Here is a 21,993-nt window from a genome sequence, read left to right on the forward strand (position 1 = left end):
ACGGTGAGGGCGGTGAGCAGCGCGTCGTGATCACGGCCACCGGCCAGACGAGGAAGATCGCGAACGGCATCACAGCACGCGTCGTCCGGGACACGGTCACCGAGGGCGGCGAGATTGTCGAGGACACCTTCGACTGGTATGCGCAGGATGCCGTCGGCAACATCTGGTATCTCGGCGAGGACACTGCCGAGTTCGAAAACGGTGAGGTGGTGTCGACCGGGGGATCCTTCGAGGCCGGGGTCGACGGGGCCCTGCCGGGGATCGCCATGCCCGCTGATCCGCGGCCCGGCCTGGCATACCGGCAGGAGTACCTCAAGGGCGAAGCGGAGGACAACGGTGAAGTCCTCAGTGTTCGCGAACAGGTGGACGTGCCGCACGGCCATGCGGAAAATGTGCTTCTGACGAAGGACACCATCACAATCGAACCCGACGTCCTTGAATACAAGCTCTATGCGCCGGGCGTTGGGCCTGTCCTGGTCCTCGGGGTGTCAGGCGGGTCGGCGAGGGAGGAACTGATCTCGGTCGAGCAGGTGCCGGATGGGACGGGCACGGGGCCCCTGGGGCACCCCAACGGGTGAGCGAGAATCCGAGCTCGGACGACTCTGGACTTTTCAGTTAGTTGCTACTAACCTCGACATCAGTTAGTACCGCCTAACCGAGTCGCCCAGGCGATGTCGGTGGACAAAGGACTGTCAATGCAGACACTGATCTCGTCGGTTTCGTCGTCGAGCGAGACATTTGCGCTCAACGCCCACGGGCAGCGCGCGCTCGTCGCAGACCTGCGGGAGCGACTCGCCGTCGCCGCCCGCGGAGGTTCACAGGCTTCCCGCGAGCGGCACGCAGCCCGCGGCAAACTGCTGCCGAGGGAGCGCATCGACGAGCTCCTTGACGAGGGGAGCCCGTTTCTCGAGATCGCGCCGCTCGCCGCGACCGGCCTCTACGACGACGCCAGCCCGGGTGCCGGGGTGATCGCCGGGATCGGCCTCGTCCACAATCGCCACGTGCTCGTCATTTCCAACGACGCGACGGTCAAGGGCGGAACGTACTACCCGCTCACCGTAAAGAAGCACCTCCGGGCGCAGGAGATCGCCCTCGAGAACCGGCTCCCGTGCATCTACCTCGTCGACTCGGGCGGCGCGTTCCTGCCGATGCAGGACGACGTGTTCCCCGACCGCGACCATTTCGGTCGGATCTTCTACAACCAGGCCCAACTGTCGGCGCGCAGGATCCCGCAGATCTCAGCCGTGATGGGGTCCTGCACCGCAGGGGGCGCCTACGTGCCCGCCATGAGTGACGAGACGGTCATCGTGCGTAACCAGGGCACGATCTTCCTCGGCGGGCCGCCTCTGGTCAAAGCCGCAATCGGTGAGATCGTCACCGCCGAGGAGCTCGGCGGCGGGGAACTGCACGCGAGTGTGTCCGGAGTCGTCGACCACCTCGCCGAAGACGACGCGCATGCTCTCGCTCTCGTCCGTGACATCGTCGCGACGCTGCCGCCGGCATCCGCCCCCGACTGGTCGATCATCGAGAGCCGTGAGCCGGTCGCTCCGATCGACGAACTCTACGGTGCCGTTCCGGTCGACGTGCAGGCGCCGTACGACGTGCACGAGGTGATTGCCCGGCTCGTCGACGCGAGCGAGTTCCACGAATTCAAGAAGGAATACGGAACCACCCTCGTCACCGGTTTCGCCCGACTCCACGGCCACTCCGTCGGTATCGTCGCCAACAACGGCGTCCTCTTCTCCGAATCCGCGCAGAAAGGCGCTCACTTCATCGAGCTGTGCGACCAGCGCGGCATCCCGCTGATTTTCCTGCAGAACATCTCCGGCTTCATGGTCGGCCGCGACTACGAAGCCGGCGGCATCGCCAAGCATGGCGCGAAAATGGTGACCGCCGTCGCAACCACCCGCGTGCCGAAGCTCACCGTCGTCATCGGCGGCTCCTTCGGAGCGGGCAATTATTCGATGTGCGGCCGCGCCTACTCACCCCGGTTCCTCTGGATGTGGCCTGCCAGCCGCATCTCGGTGATGGGCGGCCCCCAGGCGGCCGGCGTGCTCGCGACCGTCAAGCGTGACCAGCACGAGCGTGCGGGAACCGAGTGGAGTCAGGACGACGAAGAAGCGTTCAAAGCGCCGATCCGCGACCAGTTCGAATCGCAGGGCAGCCCCTACTACTCAACCGCCCGGCTCTGGGACGACGGGGTCATCGACCCGGCCGACACCCGCACGCTCCTCGGCCTCGCCCTCGACGTGTGCGCGAACGCCCCGCTCCCCGAACCGGCTTTCGGCCTGTTCCGGATGTGACCCGATGACCGACACCTCGAAGCCGCCGTTCCGCACCGTCCTCGTCGCCAACCGCGGTGAAATCGCCTGCCGCGTCCTCCGCACCCTCCGAACCCTCGGCATCCGCTCGGTCGCCGTCTACAGCGACGCCGACCGCGATGCGAAGCACGTGACGGATGCCGACACCGCCGTGCGCATCGGACCTGCACCTGCCGCACAGAGCTACCTCGACATCCCGGCGGTGATCGGCGCCGCGGTGGCAAGTGGTGCGGACGCGATCCACCCGGGCTACGGCTTCCTGTCCGAGAACGCCGCCTTCGCGAGAGCCTGCGCCGACGCCGGCATCGTGTTCATCGGGCCCGGTGTCGACGCCCTCGAGGTGATGGGCGACAAGATCCGCTCGAAGAACCACGTCGCGGCGAGCGGGGTGCCGGTCATCCCCGGTCATTCCCGGCCGGGCCTCAGCAACGCGGAACTGGCCGAGGCGGCAGCGAAGGTCGGCTACCCGCTCCTGATCAAACCGTCCGCTGGAGGGGGAGGCAAGGGCATGCACGCCGTCGCGGATCCGGCGGAGCTCGACGCAGCGCTTGTCACCGCCCGCCGGGTGGCTGCGGCAGCGTTCGGCGATGACACCCTCTTCCTCGAACGGCTTGTGCTCCGCCCACGGCACATCGAGGTGCAACTGCTCGCCGACAGCCAGGGCACCGTCATCCACCTGGGGGAGCGCGAGTGTTCCCTGCAGCGCCGCCACCAGAAAGTCATCGAGGAGGCGCCGTCGCCGCTCCTCGACGCCGACACCCGGTCGCGGATCGGGGAGGCGGCGTGCCGGGTAGCTGAGAGCGTCGGTTACGTCGGAGCCGGCACCGTCGAATTCCTCGTGTCGGCGGAACGGCCGGACGAATTCTTTTTCATGGAGATGAACACCCGGCTCCAGGTCGAACATCCGGTGACCGAGGAGGTGACCGGATTCGACCTCGTCGCGGAACAGATCCGTATCGCCGCCGGCGAACCGCTTCGGGTCAGTCAGGCCGACATCACCATGACCGGGCACGCGATCGAAGCCCGACTCTACGCGGAAGACCCCGAGCGGGGATTCCTCCCAGCCACAGGCACCGTACTCGAACTGCGCGAAGCGACCGGCGATGGCATCCGTGTCGACAGCTCCCTCCGGCGAGGGCTCGTCGTCGGCAGCGACTACGACCCCATGCTGGCCAAGGTCATCGCATACGGCTCCGACCGGGCTGAAGCGCTCTCCCGACTGGACCGGGCGCTCGCCGACACCACCATCCTCGGCGTGCGGACGAACCTCGAGTACCTGCGCTTGCTCCTCGCCGACGCCGACGTCCGCGCAGGCGATCTCGACACCTCCCTGATCGACCGACGATTGCCCGACCTCCGGTTCCAGCGACCCGCCGATGAACACTTCGCCGCGGCGGCGCTCGTGCTCCACGCCGAACGGGAGAGCGCATCGACCGGCTCACCGTGGTCCCGCCCGAGCGGTTGGCGCCTGGGCGAACCCCGACCGACGTCGTATGCGTTCGTCCTCGGCGACGACACGACGACCGTTGCCGTCCTCGGCGGGGAGCGGGCAGCATCCGTACGAATTGGCGACGGCGACGAAATTCACGCCACGCTCCGGCAGATCTGCGGCATCGACCATGCCCTGACCTGGGGGAACGGCACCCGGATGCTTCGCCTCACCCACACCGGAACCTCGGTCTGGGTCGCTGACGACGGTTTCAGCGTCGAATTGCGCATCCTCACCCGGGAGCAACGGCTGGCCGCCCGTCTGGCACTCATTTCACGTAAGGATTCACCGTCGAGCCCCGAGGTGAGGTCCCCGATGCCCGGGACGGTCATCAGCGTTGAGGCGGCCACCGGCGACAGTGTCGAGGCAGGCGACACGCTCGTCGTCGTCGAGGCGATGAAGATGGAGCACAGACTCGTCGCCTCCGTGCCTGGGGAGGTCACCGTGCATGTGACCCCCGGTGACCTCGTCAAACTCGACCAGCTCGTCGCCACCCTCGTTCCCACAGACCAGCCAGAAAACTCGACTGTCGAAGGAGACACCGAATGAACACCGAACTCAGCGAAGCTCACCGGAAGATCGTCGACGAGGTCCGGGACTTCGCCACGACCGTCGTCGCCCCTGCGGCGTACTCCTACGACACCGAACGTCGGCTGCCGATGGAGATCATCGCCCAGATGGGCGAGATGGGACTGTTCGGGCTTCCGTTCCCCGTCGGGTACGGCGGACAGGGACAGGACTACTTCGCGCTCTGCCTCGCCGTCGAGGAACTCGGCCGGGTCGACCAGTCCATCGGCGTCACCCTCGAAGCCGGCGTGGGTCTCGGCGCCATGCCGGTGTACCGCTTCGGCACCGACGCCCAGCGTGAGCAGTTTTTGCCGATGCTCGCGACGGGGAAGGCGCTCGCCGGGTTCGGCCTGACCGAAGCCGAGGCCGGGTCGGATGCTTCAGCCACGAAGACCCACGCGCACCTGGAGGGCGGGGAGTGGGTCATCAACGGCACCAAACAGTTCATCACCAACTCAGGCACCCCGATCACCCGCCTCGTCACCATCACCGCAGTGACCGGGGAGAGCGACCGCCCGGATGGAACCGTCAAGAAGGAACTGTCGACGATCCTGGTTCCGACTCCGATCGACGGGTTCACGGTTGAACCGGCCTACGACAAGGTCGGCTGGCACACGTCGGACACCCACCCGCTCACCCTTGAGGACGTCCGCGTTCCTGAGGCGAACCTGCTGGGGGACCGGGGCAGGGGTTACGCCAACTTCCTCGAAGTTCTCGACGAAGGACGCATCGCGTTCGCGGCGCTGTGCACGGGAGCCGCACAGGGCTGTGTCGACGAGGCGGTCCGGTACGCGTCGACCCGCAACGTCTTCGGCAAGAACATCGGTTCACACCAATACGTGGCGTTCAAGATCGCCCGGATGGAGGCCCGAGCGACCGCTGCCCGGATGGCCTACTACCATGCGGCATCCCTGCTCCTCGCTGGCAAGCCGTTCAAGAAGGAGGCGTCGATCGCCAAGCTCGTCGGCAGTGAGGCCGCCATGGACAATGCTCGGGATGCGACCCAGATCTGGGGCGGTTACGGCTACCTCAACGAGAACACTGTGGCGCGTCACTACCGCGACTCGAAGATCCTTGAGATCGGCGAGGGAACCAGCGAAGTTCAGCTGATGATCATCGCTCGGGAGCTGGGCTTCGAGGCCTAGGCTGTGGCGAAGCAAGGCCAGGAGAGAGAAGGGGAGCCGATGGCGGACGAACGGCGTGCGATCGAACAGCGGGGGCTGTACTTCGAGGAGTTCGATCGTGAGGTCCGGTACCTGCACCGCCCGGGTCGCACGGTCACCGAAGCCGACAACGTGCTGTTCACCACCATGACGATGAACACCCAGTCGCTTCACCTCGATGCCGCGTGGAGCGCTGAGCAGCCGTTCGGGCAACGGCTCGTGAACTCGATGTTCACCCTCGCTACCGTCGTCGGCGCCTCCGTCACGCAGCTCACCCAGGGCACGATCGTGGCGAACCTCGGCTTCGAGTCGGTGCGCTTCCCAGCACCGTTGTTCCACGGCGACACCCTTTACTCGGAGACCGTCGTCCTGGGCAGTCGGCTCTCCGCATCCCGGCCCGGTCAGGGCATCATCACCCTCGAGCACACCGGTCGCAACCAGCACGGTGACGTCGTCGTGGTCGCTGTCCGCAACACGCTCGTCTGGTGCAGGGACGCCGCGCCGTGACCGATTTCGACCTGGGTCCTGCCCTGCTCTTCTGCCCCGCCGATCGCCCGGACCGTTTCGAGAAGGCGGCGGCGCGGGCGGATGCCGTCATCCTCGACCTCGAGGACGCCGTCTCGCCGGCGGACAAGCCGGCCGCCCGGCGCGCCCTCGCTGAGCATCCGCTCGACCCGGCAACGACGATCGTGCGCCTCAATCCGGCAGGAACCGACGACTTCGCTGCCGACCTGGCCGCCCTCGCGTCGACCGACTATCGCTCGGTGATGCTCGCCAAGGCGGAGTCCGCGGCCGAGGTCGACCGGATCGGCGACCGGTTCCGCGTGATCGCGCTCTGCGAGACCGCCAGAGGCGTGCTGGCAGCGCCCGACATCGCGGCGCACCCGGCGGTCGCCGCCCTGATGTGGGGCGCGGAGGACCTCGTCGCCTCACTCGGCGGAACGGCGAGCCGAGATGCGGACGGCCGGTATCGCCCGCTCGCCCTCCACGCCCGGTCGAGCGTGCTTCTCGCCGCCGGCGCGAACGGTCGGGCGGCCATCGATTCGGTGTACCTGGACATCGCCGATCTCGACGGGCTGGCTGCCGAGGTGCACGACGCGGCGGCCTCCGGGTTCGCCGCGACAGCATGTATCCACCCAGGGCAGGTGGCCACCATCCGGTCCGGATACGCTCCGAACGAAATCGAAATCGCTGCCGCAGAGGCGGTCCTCGCGGCCGCCGAAAACGCCGGTGGGGTGTTCCGTTTCGAGGGCAAAATGGTCGACGAACCGGTGCTCAGACACGCCCGATCCGTGCTCCGCAGAAGCGGCCTCGCCCGGCCGTGAAACGCTGATACCAAATCGTTACGAAGTATTTGGCGCGCTGGCGCCGATGCGGTTCAACGGTGTCGGTGGACTGGCATATTCTGGCCACAGGTGCGGGGGCACAACGACCCTCACATCCCGCGAGATTACGGGCGAAGAAGGTGAATCGGATGGCCAGGATGGTGCCTCGCATCTTCGCATCCGAGGCGTCGAATACCGGAGCATCCGATGTCCGCCAGACACAGCCCGATTCGTCGCGTCACCCCTCGTCACCGATCCCGGTCATGGGCGATGGAGCAGGTCTCGGCGCCGCCATCCGTCGCCCGCTGGGCGAGACCGAGCTGAGCGTGTTCCCGCTCGCTCTCGGCACGAGTGTTTTCGGTTGGACCGCGCAGGTTGACGCGAGTGCCGCGATCCTCAACCGCTACTTCGACTTCGGCGGCAATTTCGTCGACACTGCCGACAGTTACTCGGCCGGGCGAAGCGAGCACATCATCGGCCAGTGGATGGCGCGCCGACGCAACCGAGACGACATGGTCGTCGCCACGAAAGTCGGAAACCACCCGGACAACCCGGGCCTCGGCCCTGTCGCCATGGTCCGTGCCGTCGAGGCCAGCCTTGAACGGCTGCAGACCGACCACATCGACCTGCTCTACTTCCACCTCGACGATCGTACGGTTCCGCTCGAAGACAGCCTCGGCACGGCACAGTGGCTGATCGAGTCAGGCAAGGTGCGCTACCTCGGTGCCTCGAACTTCTCGGCGGAACGACTCGTCGAAGCACGAATCCTCAGTGCGGCAGGTTACCCGCGCCTCGAGGCGCTCGAAACGCACTACAGCCTGTTGCACCGCCAGCCGTTCGAGGGTGACCTCGGGCTGGTCAGCCGCGGCCAGCGGCTCGGGGTGATGCCATACTTCGCGCTCGAGAACGGTTTCCTGACCGGCAAGTACCGGTCCCGTGCAGACCTGGATGGTTCTGCTCGGGGCGCCCGTGTCGCGCGTCATCTCAACCGCAACGGCTTGCGCGTGCTCCACGCCCTGGACAGCGTTGCCGCGGAGCAGGATGCCCCTGTCGCATCGATCGCCCTCGCCTGGTTGCTCGCCAAGCCCGGGGTGGTGGCTCCGGTTGCCAGCGCATCGAGGGCGGAGCAGGTTGACGCGCTCGTGCGCTCGACCGCTATCCGGCTCACCCGCGGCCAGCTGCTTGAGCTTGAACGCGCCGCTCGGGTCTGACGCCGCACACGTTTCTGGAGGGGCGTGCGACACCACGCGCCTGCTGCCGTAGGGTGGAAGGGATGAACGGCGCCGTTGACCTTCCGCTCGATGTTGCCGAGCTGTCCTTCGTCGCATCCGGCGACGCACTCGTCCGCCGCAGCGTGCTGCCGAGCGGTGTTCGGATCCTGAGCGAACACGTTCCTGGCAGCCGCAGCGCAACCCTCGGTTACTGGGTCGCTGTCGGGTCGCGGGACGAACTCGGCGCAGCAGCCGCCACCCCGACACGCCCGGCGCGGAAATCCGGCTACGGTTCCACCCACTTCCTCGAACATCTGCTGTTCAAGGGCACGCCGACCCGCACCGCTCTGGACATCGCCATCGCGTTCGACTCCGTCGGCGGCGAACACAACGCGCTCACCGCGAAGGAACACACCTGCTACTACGCACGGGTGCGCGACCACGACCTCGCCATGGCCGTCGACGTCATCGCCGACATGCTCACCAGCAGCCTGCTGGACCCGGTGGAGTTCGAGAACGAACGGGGCGTGATCCTCGAGGAGCTCGCCATGGCCGAGGACGACCCCGCCGACGTCGCCAGCCAGAAACTGTTCGAAGCGGTCCTCGGTGATCATGTCCTCGGCCGTCCGATCGGCGGCACACCGGATGCCATCCGCCAGGTGTCCCGGGACGCCGTCCACGCCCACTACCGCGAGAACTACCGCCCGCAGGACCTTGTGATCACAGCGGCGGGAGCGGTTGACCACGACGCCCTCGTCGCCGACGTCACCACCGCCCTGACCGCGGCGGGCTGGGACCTCTCGGCGACGGCTCGCCCGGTCGAACGCCGACACCAGAGCGAGTCGCCTGTGACGCGGGGCTCGGCCCTGTCGGTCGAAACGCGCCCGATCGAACAGGTGCACCTGCTGATCGGGTTCCCTGGCCTCTCCGCCGCCGACGACCGGCGACTGATTCTGGGAGTTCTCAACTCCATCCTCGGCGGCGGGATGTCTTCGCGGCTCTTCCAGGAGATCCGTGAGAAGCGCGGGCTTGCCTACTCCGTCTACTCGTTCGCCGCGTCGTACTCGGACGCCGGGGTGTTCGGCCTCTACGGCGCCTGTTCACCGTCGAAAGCACGCCAGGTCGCCGATCTCATGCTCGACGAACTGCGTCGCCTCGCGTCAGAAGGCGTCACTCCCGAAGAACTGGTCCGTGCAAACGGCCAGCTGTCCGGCGCATCCGCGCTCGCACTCGAGGACTCGGACACACGCATGTCCAGACTCGGCCGCGCCGAAATCACCCTCGGTGAATTCCTAGACCTTGACGAGAGCCTTCGAAGGCTGGCCCTCGTCACCGCTGACGAGGTGCAGGCGCTTGCCGCCGACCTCGTCTCCCGACCTCTTTCCCTCGCCGTAGTCGGAGCCGTCGATGAAGACGTGTTCGCCGGGTTCGGGAAGGACCACCAGGAGTAACACTCGTGTCCCAGTACATTTACCTCGTTCGCCATGGCGAACAGCAGGATGCCCAGCACGGGCTCGGCGACGGCCCGCTCTCCGCTCGGGGTCGCAGGCAGGCGCACCTGCTCGCCGAACGCATCGGTGGTCTCCCGATGACGGCGGCGCACCACTCCCCGTTGCAGCGCGCGTCCGAGACCGCGCTCATCGTCGGCGAGCGGATGCCGTCGATCGTGTCCGATCCGTCTGCGCTGTTGATGGACTGCGTTCCGACTGGACGGATGGCCGAGATGCCGTCCGCCTACCTGCCCTTCTTCGGGTCGGTCACAGACGCGGAGATCGAGGCCGGCGCGGCCCAGATGGCGGATGCCGTCGCCGAGTTCCTTGCACCGCGCAAGGGTGACCGGCACGATCTGCTCATCACCCACAACTTCGTCATCGCGTGGTTCATCCGCGAAGTGCTCGGCGCGCCGGATTGGCGCTGGATGACGCTCGACCAGGCCCATTGCGGGCTGACGGTGATCCAGCGGAAGCCCGGCCGGCCGTGGACGCTCCTCAGCCACAACGACCTCGCGCACCTGCCGATGGAGCTGCGCACCGGGTTACCGGACGCGCCCCTGATCTGAGCCGGCGGCATCCGCCGTTCCGGCGGAGCCGGTTGCCTCAGCCGGCGAACAGCTTGCGGTACCAGTTCGTGGCGTTCGGGTTGTCGTTGTACGGCTCGACGCTCTCGTAACCCATCGACTGGTACAGCCCACCAGCGGCGGTGAGGGTCGCGTTGGTGTCGAGCACCACCTCAGTGGCGCCGAACTCGGCCGCGCGGCGCTCCAGGTCGGCCAGAAGCAGCTTTCCCCAGCCCTTGCCGCGGGTCTCGGGGCGCAGAAAGAGGTGCTTGACCTCATACCGGGTGGGCGCAAGCCTGCGGATCCCGCCGCAGCCGACGGCACGATCCCCATCACGGACGACGACGAAGACACCGGCCGGCGGTTCGAACTGCTCGGGAGCGGGGAAACTGACGGCGTAGGTTCCGCCGATGAATGTCAGCTCCCGGCTGTGGAAATACTCCGACAGCAGTTCGTGGGCGGTGGCGTCGGTGACTGGCGTTGGCAGGAAGTCGGGCACCGGTTCAGCCTAATCCGGCGCCGACGGGTCGACCGGCAGCGGCCTGTAGATTGGGAACATGGTTACGAGCGTGGCAGTGGTGGGTGCGAACGGCACGATGGGGCGATTGTTCACCCGGCTCATCGAGGAGACACCCGGATTCGAGGTGTCAGCCAGGCTCGGTTCGTCGAGTTCTCTGAGCGAGATGGACGGCGCTGAGATCGTCGTCGACGTCACCGCTCCCGCCGTTTCGCCCAGGATCGTCGCGCATGCGCTTCGCTCGGGCGCGAACGTTCTCGTCGGAACATCGGGCTGGTCCCGCGACCGGATCGCCACGCTGCGTACCCAGATCGCCGACACCGACAGCGGCGTGGTCATCATCCCCAACTTTTCGCTCGGGTCCGTGCTCGGCACGACCCTGGCCACGATCGCCGGCCGGTTCTTCGACTCGATCGAAATCGTGGAGGCACACCGGGCCGCGAAGATCGACTCGCCGAGCGGCACCGCCGTGCGCACCGCTGAGCTGATCGGGGAAGCCAGGGTCGGTCTCGGACCGGTTCAGGCGCCGCACACCGACCAGCGTGCCCGCGGACAGCAGGTGTCAAGCATCCCGATCCACAGCCTGCGCCTCGCCGGTGTCGTGGCCCGTCAGGAAGTCGTTTTCGGGGGCACAGGGGAGACCCTCTCGATCACCCACAACACGATCGACTCCAGCTCGTACGAGCAGGGCATCCTTCTTGCGCTCGACGCCGCCCGCACCGCCACGGGGCTCACCGTCGGGCTCGAGAATCTCATGGACCTGGGGATCTCCCGCGCATGATCACTCGCATCGGTGTGGTCGTGATGGCCGCGCTTCTCGTGCTGTACCTCGTGCTCGTCGGTGATCGTGCGTTCAAGTTCTTCGCCACCGGTGAGCCGATCGCCGTCGCGATCGGGGTGGCGCTGCTCATCCTCCCGGTCATCGGCGCCTGGGCGCTGATCCGGGAGCTGATGTTCGGTGTGAAGGCGGAGCGTCTTGGGCGCATCCTCGAAGCGGAGGACGCCCTGCCTGCCGACGAGTTGCCGGTGCGCCCGAGCGGTCGGCCCGAGAGGGATGCCGTCGACGCCGTCTTCCCCCGGTACCGTGCCGCAGTCGAGGCCGCGCCGGAGGACTGGCGCGTCTGGTATCGACTCGGCCTCGCCTATGACGGCGCCGGCGACCGCCGGCGTGCGCGGCACGCGATCCGCGAGGCGATCCGGTTCAGCTCCCGATCCTGAGCCAATCTTCCCGCGGTCGACGGTCGACGGTCGGAAAGGGCGTACAGGGACCCAGGGGTCCCAAAGTGCTGTTCATTCACGGGTGGTTTCAGGTTGTTAGCGCAACACCGCTGATCAATTTGTCCAGCATGTCAGAGGGTTTGCGGTAGCCGTGGATTCGTCGGGGCCGGATGTTGAGCAGGCGCTGCGTTTCGGCAAGGTCGGCGTCTGTGATCTCGTTGAAGTTGGTGCCCTTGGGGTAGAAGTCGCGGACCAGCCCGTTGGTGTTCTCGTTGCTGCCGCGCTGCCAGGGCGAGTGTGGGTCGCAGAAGAACACCGGGCATCCGGTCGTTACGGTGAAGCAGGCGTGGTTGGCCATTTCGGTGCCCTGGTCCCAAGTGATGGTCTGTTTCAGCGCTGTCGGGAGGTCAGCGATCATGCAGGCGAGGACGTCGGTGACCGTTGTGCTGTCGCGCATTCCGGGCAACCGGCCGAGCAGGGCGAACCGGGTTTGGCGTTCAACAAGGGTGATGATGCCGGAGTTCCCCGGCCCGACCACGAGATCTCCCTCCCAGTGCCCGGGAACAGCGCGGTCCTCGACCTCGGCGGGACGCTCGGTCAGCCGGGCGCCGTCCAGCCAGGGCCGGCTGCTGCGGGCGGGCAGCTTCGACTGCGGTATCCGTCCGGTGCGTCCCGAGCGCAGCGCCTTCACGACGGTCAGCTCGTGCCGCAGAGCAGTTTTTCCTTGAACGTAAAGCGCTTGATAGATCGTCTCGTGCGACACGTGCATCTCCACCCGGTCCGGGAACGTCAGTTTCAGCTCCCCGGCGACCTGCTGGGGCGAGTACTTATCGTTCAAGCGTGACACGACCGCGGCCCGCAGCTCCGGCTCAGCCAACTTCGCGTCCCGCCGGCGAGGACGCAACGCGAGGGCCTGGTAGTGGGCAAGCTCCGCGTCGTAGCGGTCCTGCCCCCAATGCGGCACCCGGTGGCCGTTGATCTCCCGCGACACCGTCGACTCAGACACTCGAAGTTCCCGAGCGATCGCCCGCACCCCCATCGGCTCAGGCAGGCTCCTGGCTGCTTGGATGAATGATCGGTCTGCCAAGGTCAGGCGGCGATACGACCGTTGCGGATTAGACGGAGGTGCCGCTGTCATCGGCATCACTCGCACGCCTCCGCCGCCCCGCGGTGCATTGAATTTCATGCCAGCAAGCTTGGCCCACCTTTTCACCGTCGACTTGCCGATGCCCAACTCTGGCTCAATGTCTTGAGCTGAAACACCACGCACCAGAAGCCCGTAAACCGCCGACCGCACTTCCCACGGAATCACTTTTCCCACAACACGCCCTCCCTAAGGGTGTTGCGTTAGAAACCTGAAACCGCCACGGCCGGAGTGACCGTTCAGGCCCCCTCACCGGCGCTCCCCGCGGTGGAGAGTCCCCCGTGACCATGTGGGCCCGACTCAGCCAGCGCGACGCCCGCGCCTCAGCGCCGCGTCCACCGCCCTCTCGACCGTCGAGTGGGTGAACGCGTACCCGTCGTCGAGAAGCCGCTTCGGTTGCGGATGCTGATCCACCAGCAACAGGTCGCGGGCAGCGTCCCCGAGGATCAGGTTCAACGCGAAGCCGGGCACCGGCAGGAAGAACGGCCGGTGCATCCGAGCGGCCAGATGGCGCATGAGATCGTTCGCGGTCGCCGCGGTCGGGCCGGTGATGTTGACCGGTCCGGAGAGGGTGCCGTCAAGAATGTGCAGGAGCGCACCGACCTCGTCGGCGAGGCTGACCCACGGCCAGAGCTGATCGCCGCCCGCGAGCGGCCCAGCGACACCGGCGCGGGTGAGCAGCAGCAACGGTTTCAGCACGCCGTCGGTCGCCACGACGATGCCGCTTCGGGCGATCGCGACACGGGTCACGGCGGCCGCGCGCAGCGCCGTCCGTTCCCATTCAGCGGTCACATCGCTGAGGAACCCTGTGCCGCGAGGGCTCTCCTCGGTGAGAATCTCCCCAGGGCGTGACCCGTAGAACCCCGCCGCCGACGCGCTGAGGAACACGTCGGGCGCCTCCCGGGCGGTCGACAGCGCGGCCACGAGTGTGCTCGTCGCGTCGATCCGCGACGAGAGAATCTCCTGTTTGTACCGTGGAGTCCACGGCAGGCGGCCGATGGATGCGCCTGACAGGTTCACGACAGCGGATGCACCGTCGAGAACTCCGGCGTCCATCCGCCGCGACGCCGGGTCCCAGAGCACATCCCCTGAGCTCGGAGCCGTGCGGACGAGACGAACCACCTCGTCACCCCGAGCACGCAGGGCGTCAGCCAGGGCCGTTCCGATCAGGCCGGACGCACCGGCGAGAACGACGCGCTTCACGGCATCCGTTCCAGGTTCGCCGCCGACTTAGGCGAGGCTCGCCTCGATGGTGATCTTCGTGCCGGTGAGAGCCTGCGACACCGGGCAGGTCGCCTTCGCCTCGTTGGCGATGCGCTCGAAGTCCTCTTCGCTGATGCCGGGCACGCTCGCGCTGACGAGCAGGTGGCTGCCGGTGATGCCGGTGCCGGGCTGGAAGGTGACGGCCGCGGTGGTCTGGATGCTCTCCGGCGGGCTGCCCGCCTCGGTGAGCATGTTGGAGAACTGCATGCTGAAGCAGGCAGCGTGCGCAGCGCCGAGCAGTTCCTCCGGGGTGGTGACGGTGTCGGAACCCTCCGTGCGCGCCTTCCAGTTCACCGGAAGCTTGGTCGCGCCCTTCGACGAATCGAGCGAGACCGTGCCCGAGCCCTCGAAAAGTGTCCCATTCCACACGGTTGTTGCTTCGCTGGTCGCAGCCATGGCATCCTCCAAGAGATCGTGGGCGGCAGAGTCGCCGCAACCCCGAGCCTAACCAAAAGCCCACTCGAGGTCACCAGCTCGCGGCGTATCCCCAGCGGATGCCGCGTCCGAGAACGGATGGGGCGGCATCCGCCTCACAGGATGTCGCCGGGTCGCACGCCGATCCTTCCCGGTACCCTTAGGCCATGGCTGCGACGATCCCCACCCCGTACGAGGACCTTCTCCGCGACACGCTCGAGAACGGCACACGCAAAACCGACCGCACCGGGACGGGCACGACCAGCGTTTTCGGCCGGCAGCTCCGGTTCGACCTTTCCGAGGGGTTCCCGCTCGTCACCACGAAACGGGTGCACTTCAAGTCCATCGCCTACGAACTGCTCTGGTTCCTGCGAGGCGAAAGCAACGTCGGCTGGTTGCGCGAGCACGGCGTCACCATCTGGGACGAATGGGCGGATGCCGAGGGCGAGCTTGGCCCGGTCTACGGGGTGCAGTGGCGCTCATGGCCCACACCGGGCGGCGACACCATCGACCAGATCACCGAGGTGATCGACGCGATCAAAGCCACACCGGACTCGCGCCGCCTGATCGTGTCCGCCTGGAACCCGGCCGACATCCCGAACATGGCACTCGCCCCCTGCCACGCTCTGTTCCAGTTCTACGTCGCTGACGGCAAACTGTCCTGCCAGCTCTACCAGCGCAGCGCCGACCTGTTTCTCGGGGTCCCGTTCAACATCGCCAGCTACGCCCTGCTCACCCACCTCGTCGCCGAGCAGACCGGGCTCGAGGTCGGTGACTTCGTGTGGACCGGCGGCGACTGCCACATTTACGACAACCACATCGAGCAGGTCACCGAGCAATTGACCCGCGAGCCGTTCCCGGCGCCGAAGCTGCGGGTCACCGCCCGCCCCGACAGCATTTTCGATTACACCTTCGAGGACCTCGTGGTCGAAGAATACGAACACCACCCAGCCATCAAAGCACCGGTGGCGGTATGACCCTCCCGCGCGTCGGCCTGGTCTGGGCTGAGGCAGCCAACGGAACGATCGGCAACAACGGTGTGCTGCCCTGGCACCTCCCAGAAGACCTCGTGCACTTCAAAGCGGTCACGCTCGGCAGCCCCGTCGTGATGGGACGCAAAACCTGGGAATCCCTCCCCGAACGCTTCCGCCCGCTGCCCGGGCGTCGCAACATCGTCGTCACCCGCCAGCCGGACTGGCAGGCGCCGGGCGCTGAAGTCTGTGATTCCCTCGCAGCCGCACTGCAGCTTGCAGCACAAGGCGTCGGGCCGGACGACGTCGTCTGGGTGATCGGGGGAGCGGAGGTCTTCTCCGCCGTCATCGACATCGCACACCGGCTCGAAGTCACCACTCTCCGTGCCGACATCGAGGGGGATGCCGTCGCACCCGCCATCACGGAACGCTGGCGACTCGTCGCCTCAGACCCTGAGGAAGGCTGGTACACCTCAGCCAGCGGGATCGAGTACCGCTTTCTGCGGTACGAATCCATCTGAACCGCGGTGGACCGATCGCCCCGTGGGGCGGGACGGGCCCGGCAACCGGTACCCTGATACCTGTGTCTAACGTCGCAAATCCTTTCGGTCAGGTCCTCGTAGCCCTCGTCACTCCCTTCACATCAGACGGTGAAGTCGACTGGCCCGGCGTCGAGAAACACATCGACGACGTCATCAACGCCGGCGCGGACGGCATCGTCGTCACCGGGACGACGGGGGAGACGTCCACTCTCACCGACCCGGAGAAACTCCGCCTCGTCGAAATCGGCAAGTCCGTCTCAGCCGGCCGGGCGAAGATCATCACCGGTGGTGGATCGAACGAAACCGCCCACGCCATCGACCTCTACCGCCAGAGCGAGAAGGCCGGCGCCGACGGTGTCATGATCGTCACGCCGTACTACAACAAGCCGACCCAGGCCGGCATCCTGACGCACTTCCGGATGATTGCGGATGCCACGGACCTTCCGGTCATCCTCTACGACATCCCCGGCCGCACCGGCGTCGAGATCAAATACGAGACGATCCTGCGGGCCGCCAAGCACCCGAACATCCTCGCGGTGAAGGACGCCAAGGGCGACTTCTCCGAGGTCAGCCGGGTCCTCAACCAGACCGACCTGCTCTACTTCTCCGGCGACGACGCCAACGCTCTGCCGCACCTCTCCATCGGGGCGGCGGGCCTCATCGGAGTCACAGCCAACATCGCGGCGAAGCCGTACCGGCAGATCGTCGACGCTGTGAATGCCGGCGACCTGGCCGCAGCGACCGCCGCACACAAGCAGCTCGAGCCGCTCGTCCGCGCCGTGATGACGCACGTGCCAGGCACTGTTGCTGCGAAATACATCCTGCACGGGCTCGGCCGTATCGGCAGCCCGCGCGTCCGCCTCCCACTCGTCGGACCCGAGGAATGGGAAGCAGCACAGATCGAAGACGAGATCGACCTCGTCAGGAACATCCCGGGAGTGGACTTCTCCAACTTCCGTCCAGACCGCAACGCGGCAGCGGGCGGTGCACTGCCCAAGGTGCACGGCACCACTCGCTGACGCACACATCCAAGGAGGGCATATGCCCACATCCGTTTACAACCCGCCTGCCCTGAAGCCAGGTACGCTCCGCGTCATCCCGATCGGTGGTCTCGGCGAAGTCGGCCGGAACATGACCAGTTTCGAGATCGACGGCAAGATCCTCATCGTCGACTGTGGTGTTCTGTTTCCTGAAGAGCACCAGCCGGGCGTCGACCTCATCCTGCCCGATTTCACCCCGATCAAGGACCGTCTCGACGACATCGTCGGCGTCGTTCTCACCCACGGGCACGAAGACCACATCGGCGCTGTGCCGTACCTGCTGCGGCTGCGCAACGACATCCCGCTGATCGGTTCGGGGCTCACCCTCGCTCTCGTCGAGGCGAAGCTCAAAGAGCACCGGATCAAGCCGTACAGCCTCACCGTCGCCGAAGGCCAGAAGGAACAGCTCGGCCCGTTCGCGCTCGAGTTCGTCGCCGTCAACCACTCGATTCCGGATGCTCTCGCCGTCGCGATCAAGACGACGGCAGGCACCGTCCTCGCCACCGGTGACTTCAAAATGGACCAGCTGCCGCTCGACGGCCGCCTCACCGACCTCCGTGAGTTCGCGCGCCTCGGCCAGGAAGGCGTCGACCTGTTCCTCGTCGACTCCACCAACGCCGACGTGCCCGGCTTCACGCCGCTCGAGCGGTCCATCGGACCCGTCCTCGACCAGGTCATCGCCCGCGCCCCGCGCCGGGTGATCGTCGCGAGCTTCTCCAGCCACGTCCACCGCGTTCAGCAGGTGCTCGACGCAGCCCACGCGAACGGCAGGCGCGTTGCGCTCCTGGGCCGTTCGATGGTCCGCAACATGACGATCGCGGCGGACCTCGGCTACCTGAAGGTCCCCGAGAATGTTCTCATCGACTACAAGAAGGCGAAGGATGTGCCAGACGACAAGATCGTCTACATGTCCACCGGATCACAGGGTGAGCCGATGGCCGTGCTCAGCCGCATGGCGAACATGGATCACGCCATCGAGGTCGGCGACGGCGACACCGTCATCCTTGCCTCCAGCCAGATCCCGGGCAACGAGAACGCCATCTACCGCGTCATCGACGGCCTCACCAAGCTCGGCGCGAACGTCGTCCACAAGGGAAACGCGAAAGTTCACGTCTCCGGGCACGCCGCTGCCGGCGAACTGCTGTACTGCTACAACATCATCAAGCCGAAGAACGTTCTGCCCGTGCACGGCGAATACCGCCACCTCGTCGCCAACGCGAAACTCGCCATCGACACCGGCGTCCCCGAGGAGAACACCATCCTCGCCGAGGATGGCACCGTCATCGACCTCAAGGACGGGGTGGCGCGTGTCGTCGGCCAGCTCGACATCGGGTTCGTCTACGTCGACGGTTCCAGCGTCGGAGAGATCACCGACGCCGACCTCAAAGACCGTCGGATCCTCGGCGAAGAGGGCTTCATCTCGATCATTGTCGTGGTGGAAGCGCAGACCGGGAAGGTCATCGTCGGCCCGGAGATCCACGCCAAGGGATTCGCCGAGGACGACCGCGTGTTCGACGGCGTCAAGCCGAAGATCGAGCAGGCCCTCGCCGAAGCCGCACGTAACGGCGTTCGCGACCCGCACGTCCTGTCGCAGACCGTGCGCCGCACCGTCGGCCGCTGGGTGAACACGTCGTACCGTCGCCGGCCGATGATCGTGCCGCTCGTCATCGAGGCGTAAAGCGTCGACTTGCCCGGTTTGCCCGGTCCCGGTTTCGCCGGGACTCGGCGGCCGGGCATTTCGCGTTCGAGGCGCCGGTGTAACGTTCCCATATCATCCTTCCGGTTGACGCGTTCGCGCCCCCCGTTTCCCTAGACTGACGAAAATTGGCCGGTCGACGGAGGAAAACACAATGGGCGTGTGGCGCAAATGGATTCTTCCGATTCTTCGTCTGCTGATCTTCACGGCGATCGCGGTCGCACTCGTGAAGATGGCGTTCTTCCCCGACGTCTCGTCGACCGCTCATCCCAGTCAGCCGACCGGGATGATCTCCGACCCGATCACGCAGGTCGAACTCGGATCGATCGCCACCACCGTCGTGATCGACGCATCGGTTTCGGCGGACCCAGCGGTCGACGGAAGGGCGACGCTCGCTGGTGAGGTCTACGAAGTCAGCGTCAAGGAAGGTGCGGTCGTCAAAACCGGTGACACGCTCGCGAGAATCCGCCGTGAGGTCGTGCAGGAACCGGTGACCAAAACGGGTGCCGACGGCAACGTCACGATCACACAGCCCAGGCCGAGCTTCACAACGGCCGTGGTCACCGCGCCGATCGGTGGCACCGTGAGCGACGTCTCCGCGCTGATCGGCCAGATCGTCGCCATCGGGGACGTCGTCGCCAAGGTGGCACCGACGACCTTCAGCGTCTCCGGTCCGATCAAACCGGAAGACCAGTACAAACTCGTCGAACAGCCGCAAGACGCGCAGGTCGAAGCGGTCGGCGGACCGGGCACGTTCACCTGCACCGGACTCACGATCGCCAGCGCGGCCGCTGGGGCGGAGGCACCCGCTGATGGCCCCTCGGCACCCTCAGGTGCCACCGTGCGCTGCGCCGTACCCGCCGACGTGCGGGTCTTCGCCGGGTTGACTGCGAAACTGACGATCGCCGGCGGCAGCGCCGAGAGCATCCTCACCCTGCCGATCACCGCGGTGAAGGGCAACTCGGCGGCCGGAACGGTGTGGGTCGTCGCCAGGGATGGCGCACACGAGGAACGGGCGGTCACGCTCGGCCTGAACGACGGAGCCCGAGTGCAGATCGTCGACGGCGTCGCGGAGGGCGACGAGGTACTTCAGTTCGTCCCGGCCGACGATCCGACGGATCCGGCCGGTGGGGAGAACTGCATCGAACAGCCAGACGGCAGTGTCTTCTGTGACGGGGAAGGATTCGTCGGTTGAGCCTCATCGAACTCACCGGCGTGAGCCGAACCGTTCAGATCCCGGACGCCGACCCGCTCACCATCCTCTCCGGGGTCAACCTCGTCGTCGATGCAGGGGAGCGGCTCAGCGTCGTCGGCCGCTCGGGATCCGGTAAGTCGACCTTGCTCAACATCCTCGGCCTGCTCGACTCTCCGACCGAGGGGGATGTCAGCTTCGAAGGGGAGTCGGTGGCTGCCATGCGGTCGGGGCGCCGCGACCGGATCCGCGGCGCCAATGTCGGGTTCGTCTTCCAGCAATTCAACCTCCTCGACGGCCGAACGGCTCTCGAGAACGTGACGATGCCGCTGCTCTACGCCACCGGATCCGCGTTCTGGCGCCGGGAGCGCATCGCCGCTGACATGCTCGACCGAGTGGGCCTCAGCCATCGCCTGACGGCGCTTCCCGGCAGCCTTTCCGGAGGAGAACAGCAGCGGGTCGCGATCGCGCGCGCCCTCGTGCGCGGACCGAGGCTCATCCTCGCCGACGAGCCCACCGGGGCCCTCGACGTCGAAACGGGTCAGAGCGTGATGACGCTGCTCGACGACATCGTGCGCGAAGAGAACGCCGCTCTCGTCACCATCACGCACGACCCAGCCATCGCGGCACGGAGCGGCAGGCATTTCCGGCTTGACGCCGGGCACCTGGCCCCAGCCGAGGAGGTCGTGGCCTGATGGGCGGGGTTCTCGCGACGCTCGTCGGGGCATTCGCCGAAGCGTGGCAGGAAGTACGCATCCACAAGGGTCGCGTGCTGCTTTCGCTTGTCGGGGTCGCCGTCGCCGTGTGCGCGCTGAGCGGCTCGGTCGCGATGTCGGACATCGCTCAGCAGGGCACTCTGGAGCAGGCCGAACGCTCGAGCGGGCGTGCGGCGACTCTCACCATGCAACCCTCGCCCGGCGAGTCGAGCGCAGCAGGCTGGGACCAGGTCGACCAGACCTGGTTCGACGTCCTCGAACGGTACGAGATCGCCTACGCCACCCGCGTGCGATGGGACCAGACCACTGTGCGGTTCCCCGACAGCACGCAGGATGTCTCCCTGCAGGTGGTGGATCAACCGTACGGCGAGATGCACAGGATCCTCATCGACCACGGCACCTGGTTCGGCGTTGACGACAGTGACCGGCTCGCCCCGGCGGTCGTGATCAACACGGCTATGTGGCAATCGCTCGGGTCGCCGGACCTCCGCACCCACCCGCAGGTGACCATCGCCGGCCTGGGGGGAAGAGAAGCGGTGGTGATCGGGGTCTACCGCACGAGCACATGGGACACCTGGCCGTCGATGTACATGCTCACCGCCAACTTCGCGAGCATCGTCGACCCGGTGCGGCTCGCCTCGTCCGGGCCACAGTATGAGATGTGGGTGCCTGAGCCGCTTGTCACAGAGCTGTCGAGTCGAATCCAGGCCGAGATGAGCGCCGGCATCGGCGCATCCGGCTCCGTCGGCGTCGATCGCACCGATTGGGGCGCTTTCATGGACGACCCGACTGCGATCCTCAGAATCGGAACACTTGTCATCGGAGGCATCATCCTGCTCCTCGGCGCACTGGGCCTCGTGAACATCGCTCTCGTCACCGTGCGCCAGCGCATTCGGGAGATCGGCATCCGCCGTAGTTTCGGTGCGACGAGCGGCCGGGTGTTCTTCGCCGTGATGATGGAAAGCGTTGTGGCCACGGTCGTGGCAGGCATCGTCGGGGTGATCCTCGCGGTCCTCATCGTCAACAGCCCGATGGTCGCTGATCTCGTCAGCGGCGGCCTCATCAGCGACATGCCGCCGTTCCCCGCGTCGGCGGCGGTCTTCGGGCTTGTCGTCGCCACTGTCGTCGGCGCTCTCGCCGGTTTGATC

The 21,993-nt window shown here is 66.7% G+C and carries 22 protein-coding genes; 18 read left to right on the forward strand and 4 right to left on the reverse strand.

The genetic code is table 11. The features are described 5' to 3' along the window. From ACLQ62_RS04785 to ACLQ62_RS04825, 9 genes are all read left to right on the forward strand, one after another. A partial coding sequence (locus ACLQ62_RS04785) for a hypothetical protein (protein WP_411720520.1) occupies positions 1 to 578 on the forward strand: 578 nt, incomplete at its 5' end. A 117-nt stretch (positions 579 to 695) separates the two neighbouring features. Beyond that, positions 696 to 2,303, forward strand: a complete 1,608-nt coding sequence (locus ACLQ62_RS04790) for a carboxyl transferase domain-containing protein (RefSeq protein WP_411720521.1) — start codon at positions 696 to 698, stop codon at positions 2,301 to 2,303. A gap of 4 nt (positions 2,304 to 2,307) precedes the next feature. Next, positions 2,308 to 4,359, forward strand: a complete 2,052-nt coding sequence (locus ACLQ62_RS04795) for an acetyl/propionyl/methylcrotonyl-CoA carboxylase subunit alpha (RefSeq protein WP_411720522.1) — start codon at positions 2,308 to 2,310, stop codon at positions 4,357 to 4,359. Then, positions 4,356 to 5,522 carry an acyl-CoA dehydrogenase family protein gene (locus tag ACLQ62_RS04800; RefSeq protein ID WP_411720523.1) on the forward strand — a complete coding sequence of 389 codons (1,167 nt, stop codon included), beginning with the start codon at positions 4,356 to 4,358 and terminating at the stop codon, positions 5,520 to 5,522. The genes ACLQ62_RS04795 and ACLQ62_RS04800 overlap by 4 nt, the downstream gene beginning before the upstream one ends. A gap of 39 nt (positions 5,523 to 5,561) precedes the next feature. Continuing rightward, the gene (locus tag ACLQ62_RS04805) at positions 5,562 to 6,047 is read left to right on the forward strand and encodes a MaoC family dehydratase (RefSeq protein WP_411720524.1); all 486 of its coding nucleotides are present in this window, start codon (positions 5,562 to 5,564) and stop codon (positions 6,045 to 6,047) included. Continuing rightward, positions 6,044 to 6,865 carry an HpcH/HpaI aldolase/citrate lyase family protein gene (locus tag ACLQ62_RS04810; protein WP_411720525.1) on the forward strand — a complete coding sequence of 274 codons (822 nt, stop codon included), beginning with the start codon at positions 6,044 to 6,046 and terminating at the stop codon, positions 6,863 to 6,865. The genes ACLQ62_RS04805 and ACLQ62_RS04810 overlap by 4 nt, the downstream gene beginning before the upstream one ends. Positions 6,866 to 7,128: 263 nt before the next feature. Next, positions 7,129 to 8,076 carry an aldo/keto reductase gene (locus ACLQ62_RS04815; RefSeq protein ID WP_411720542.1) on the forward strand — a complete coding sequence of 316 codons (948 nt, stop codon included), beginning with the start codon at positions 7,129 to 7,131 and terminating at the stop codon, positions 8,074 to 8,076. Positions 8,077 to 8,138: 62 nt separating this feature from the next. After that, a complete protein-coding gene (locus ACLQ62_RS04820) occupies positions 8,139 to 9,527 on the forward strand; it encodes a M16 family metallopeptidase (protein WP_411720526.1) in 1,389 nt (462 codons plus the stop codon). A 5-nt stretch (positions 9,528 to 9,532) separates the two neighbouring features. Beyond that, positions 9,533 to 10,135: a histidine phosphatase family protein gene (locus tag ACLQ62_RS04825; RefSeq protein ID WP_411720527.1), complete on the forward strand. Its 603-nt coding sequence runs from the start codon at positions 9,533 to 9,535 to the stop codon at positions 10,133 to 10,135. A gap of 37 nt (positions 10,136 to 10,172) precedes the next feature. Here the strand turns inward: ACLQ62_RS04825 and ACLQ62_RS04830 are convergent, their stop codons facing one another. Beyond that, complete coding sequence (locus ACLQ62_RS04830) at positions 10,173 to 10,631, reverse strand: GNAT family N-acetyltransferase (RefSeq protein WP_411720528.1); 459 nt, start codon at positions 10,629 to 10,631, stop codon at positions 10,173 to 10,175. Positions 10,632 to 10,689: 58 nt separating this feature from the next. Between ACLQ62_RS04830 and dapB the strand changes: the two genes are divergently transcribed. Continuing rightward, positions 10,690 to 11,430, forward strand: coding sequence for a 4-hydroxy-tetrahydrodipicolinate reductase (dapB, locus tag ACLQ62_RS04835; RefSeq protein ID WP_411720529.1), 741 nt, complete (start codon positions 10,690 to 10,692; stop codon positions 11,428 to 11,430). After that, entirely contained in the window at positions 11,427 to 11,867 is a 441-nt protein-coding gene (locus tag ACLQ62_RS04840) for a hypothetical protein (RefSeq protein ID WP_411720530.1), read from the forward strand. The genes dapB and ACLQ62_RS04840 overlap by 4 nt, the downstream gene beginning before the upstream one ends. Before the next feature lie 88 nt (positions 11,868 to 11,955). Here the strand turns inward: ACLQ62_RS04840 and ACLQ62_RS04845 are convergent, their stop codons facing one another. The 3 genes from ACLQ62_RS04845 to ACLQ62_RS04855 form a co-directional block, all read right to left on the reverse strand. Next, a complete protein-coding gene (locus ACLQ62_RS04845) occupies positions 11,956 to 13,053 on the reverse strand; it encodes an IS30 family transposase (RefSeq protein WP_411720531.1) in 1,098 nt (365 codons plus the stop codon). Between the two features lie 258 nt (positions 13,054 to 13,311). Further along, on the reverse strand, positions 13,312 to 14,214 hold the full coding sequence (locus ACLQ62_RS04850; RefSeq protein ID WP_411720532.1) for a TIGR01777 family oxidoreductase: 903 nt from the start codon (positions 14,212 to 14,214) through the stop codon (positions 13,312 to 13,314). Between the two features lie 27 nt (positions 14,215 to 14,241). Next, positions 14,242 to 14,670, reverse strand: coding sequence for an OsmC family peroxiredoxin (locus ACLQ62_RS04855; protein ID WP_411720533.1), 429 nt, complete (start codon positions 14,668 to 14,670; stop codon positions 14,242 to 14,244). A gap of 185 nt (positions 14,671 to 14,855) precedes the next feature. Here ACLQ62_RS04855 and ACLQ62_RS04860 point away from each other — a divergent pair, with 185 nt between their 5' ends. From ACLQ62_RS04860 to ACLQ62_RS04890, 7 genes are all read left to right on the forward strand, one after another. Further along, complete coding sequence (locus ACLQ62_RS04860; protein WP_411720534.1) at positions 14,856 to 15,665, forward strand: thymidylate synthase; 810 nt, start codon at positions 14,856 to 14,858, stop codon at positions 15,663 to 15,665. After that, positions 15,662 to 16,180: a dihydrofolate reductase gene (locus ACLQ62_RS04865; RefSeq protein WP_411720535.1), complete on the forward strand. Its 519-nt coding sequence runs from the start codon at positions 15,662 to 15,664 to the stop codon at positions 16,178 to 16,180. Before ACLQ62_RS04860 ends, ACLQ62_RS04865 begins: the two co-directional genes overlap by 4 nt. A gap of 62 nt (positions 16,181 to 16,242) precedes the next feature. Further along, the gene (dapA, locus tag ACLQ62_RS04870) at positions 16,243 to 17,220 is read left to right on the forward strand and encodes a 4-hydroxy-tetrahydrodipicolinate synthase (protein ID WP_411720536.1); all 978 of its coding nucleotides are present in this window, start codon (positions 16,243 to 16,245) and stop codon (positions 17,218 to 17,220) included. A gap of 22 nt (positions 17,221 to 17,242) precedes the next feature. Beyond that, complete coding sequence (locus ACLQ62_RS04875; protein WP_411720537.1) at positions 17,243 to 18,919, forward strand: ribonuclease J; 1,677 nt, start codon at positions 17,243 to 17,245, stop codon at positions 18,917 to 18,919. A gap of 172 nt (positions 18,920 to 19,091) precedes the next feature. Continuing rightward, complete coding sequence (locus ACLQ62_RS04880; RefSeq protein ID WP_411720538.1) at positions 19,092 to 20,132, forward strand: efflux RND transporter periplasmic adaptor subunit; 1,041 nt, start codon at positions 19,092 to 19,094, stop codon at positions 20,130 to 20,132. After that, complete coding sequence (locus ACLQ62_RS04885; RefSeq protein ID WP_411720539.1) at positions 20,129 to 20,824, forward strand: ABC transporter ATP-binding protein; 696 nt, start codon at positions 20,129 to 20,131, stop codon at positions 20,822 to 20,824. Before ACLQ62_RS04880 ends, ACLQ62_RS04885 begins: the two co-directional genes overlap by 4 nt. Continuing rightward, positions 20,824 to 21,993, forward strand: a 1,170-nt coding sequence (locus ACLQ62_RS04890; protein WP_411720541.1) for an ABC transporter permease, incomplete at its 3' end; no start/stop codon positions are given. The genes ACLQ62_RS04885 and ACLQ62_RS04890, both read left to right, overlap by 1 nt.

The organism is Mycetocola sp. (genome assembly GCF_046716805.1).
In the GTDB taxonomy this organism is placed as follows: domain Bacteria; phylum Actinomycetota; class Actinomycetes; order Actinomycetales; family Microbacteriaceae; genus Mycetocola_A.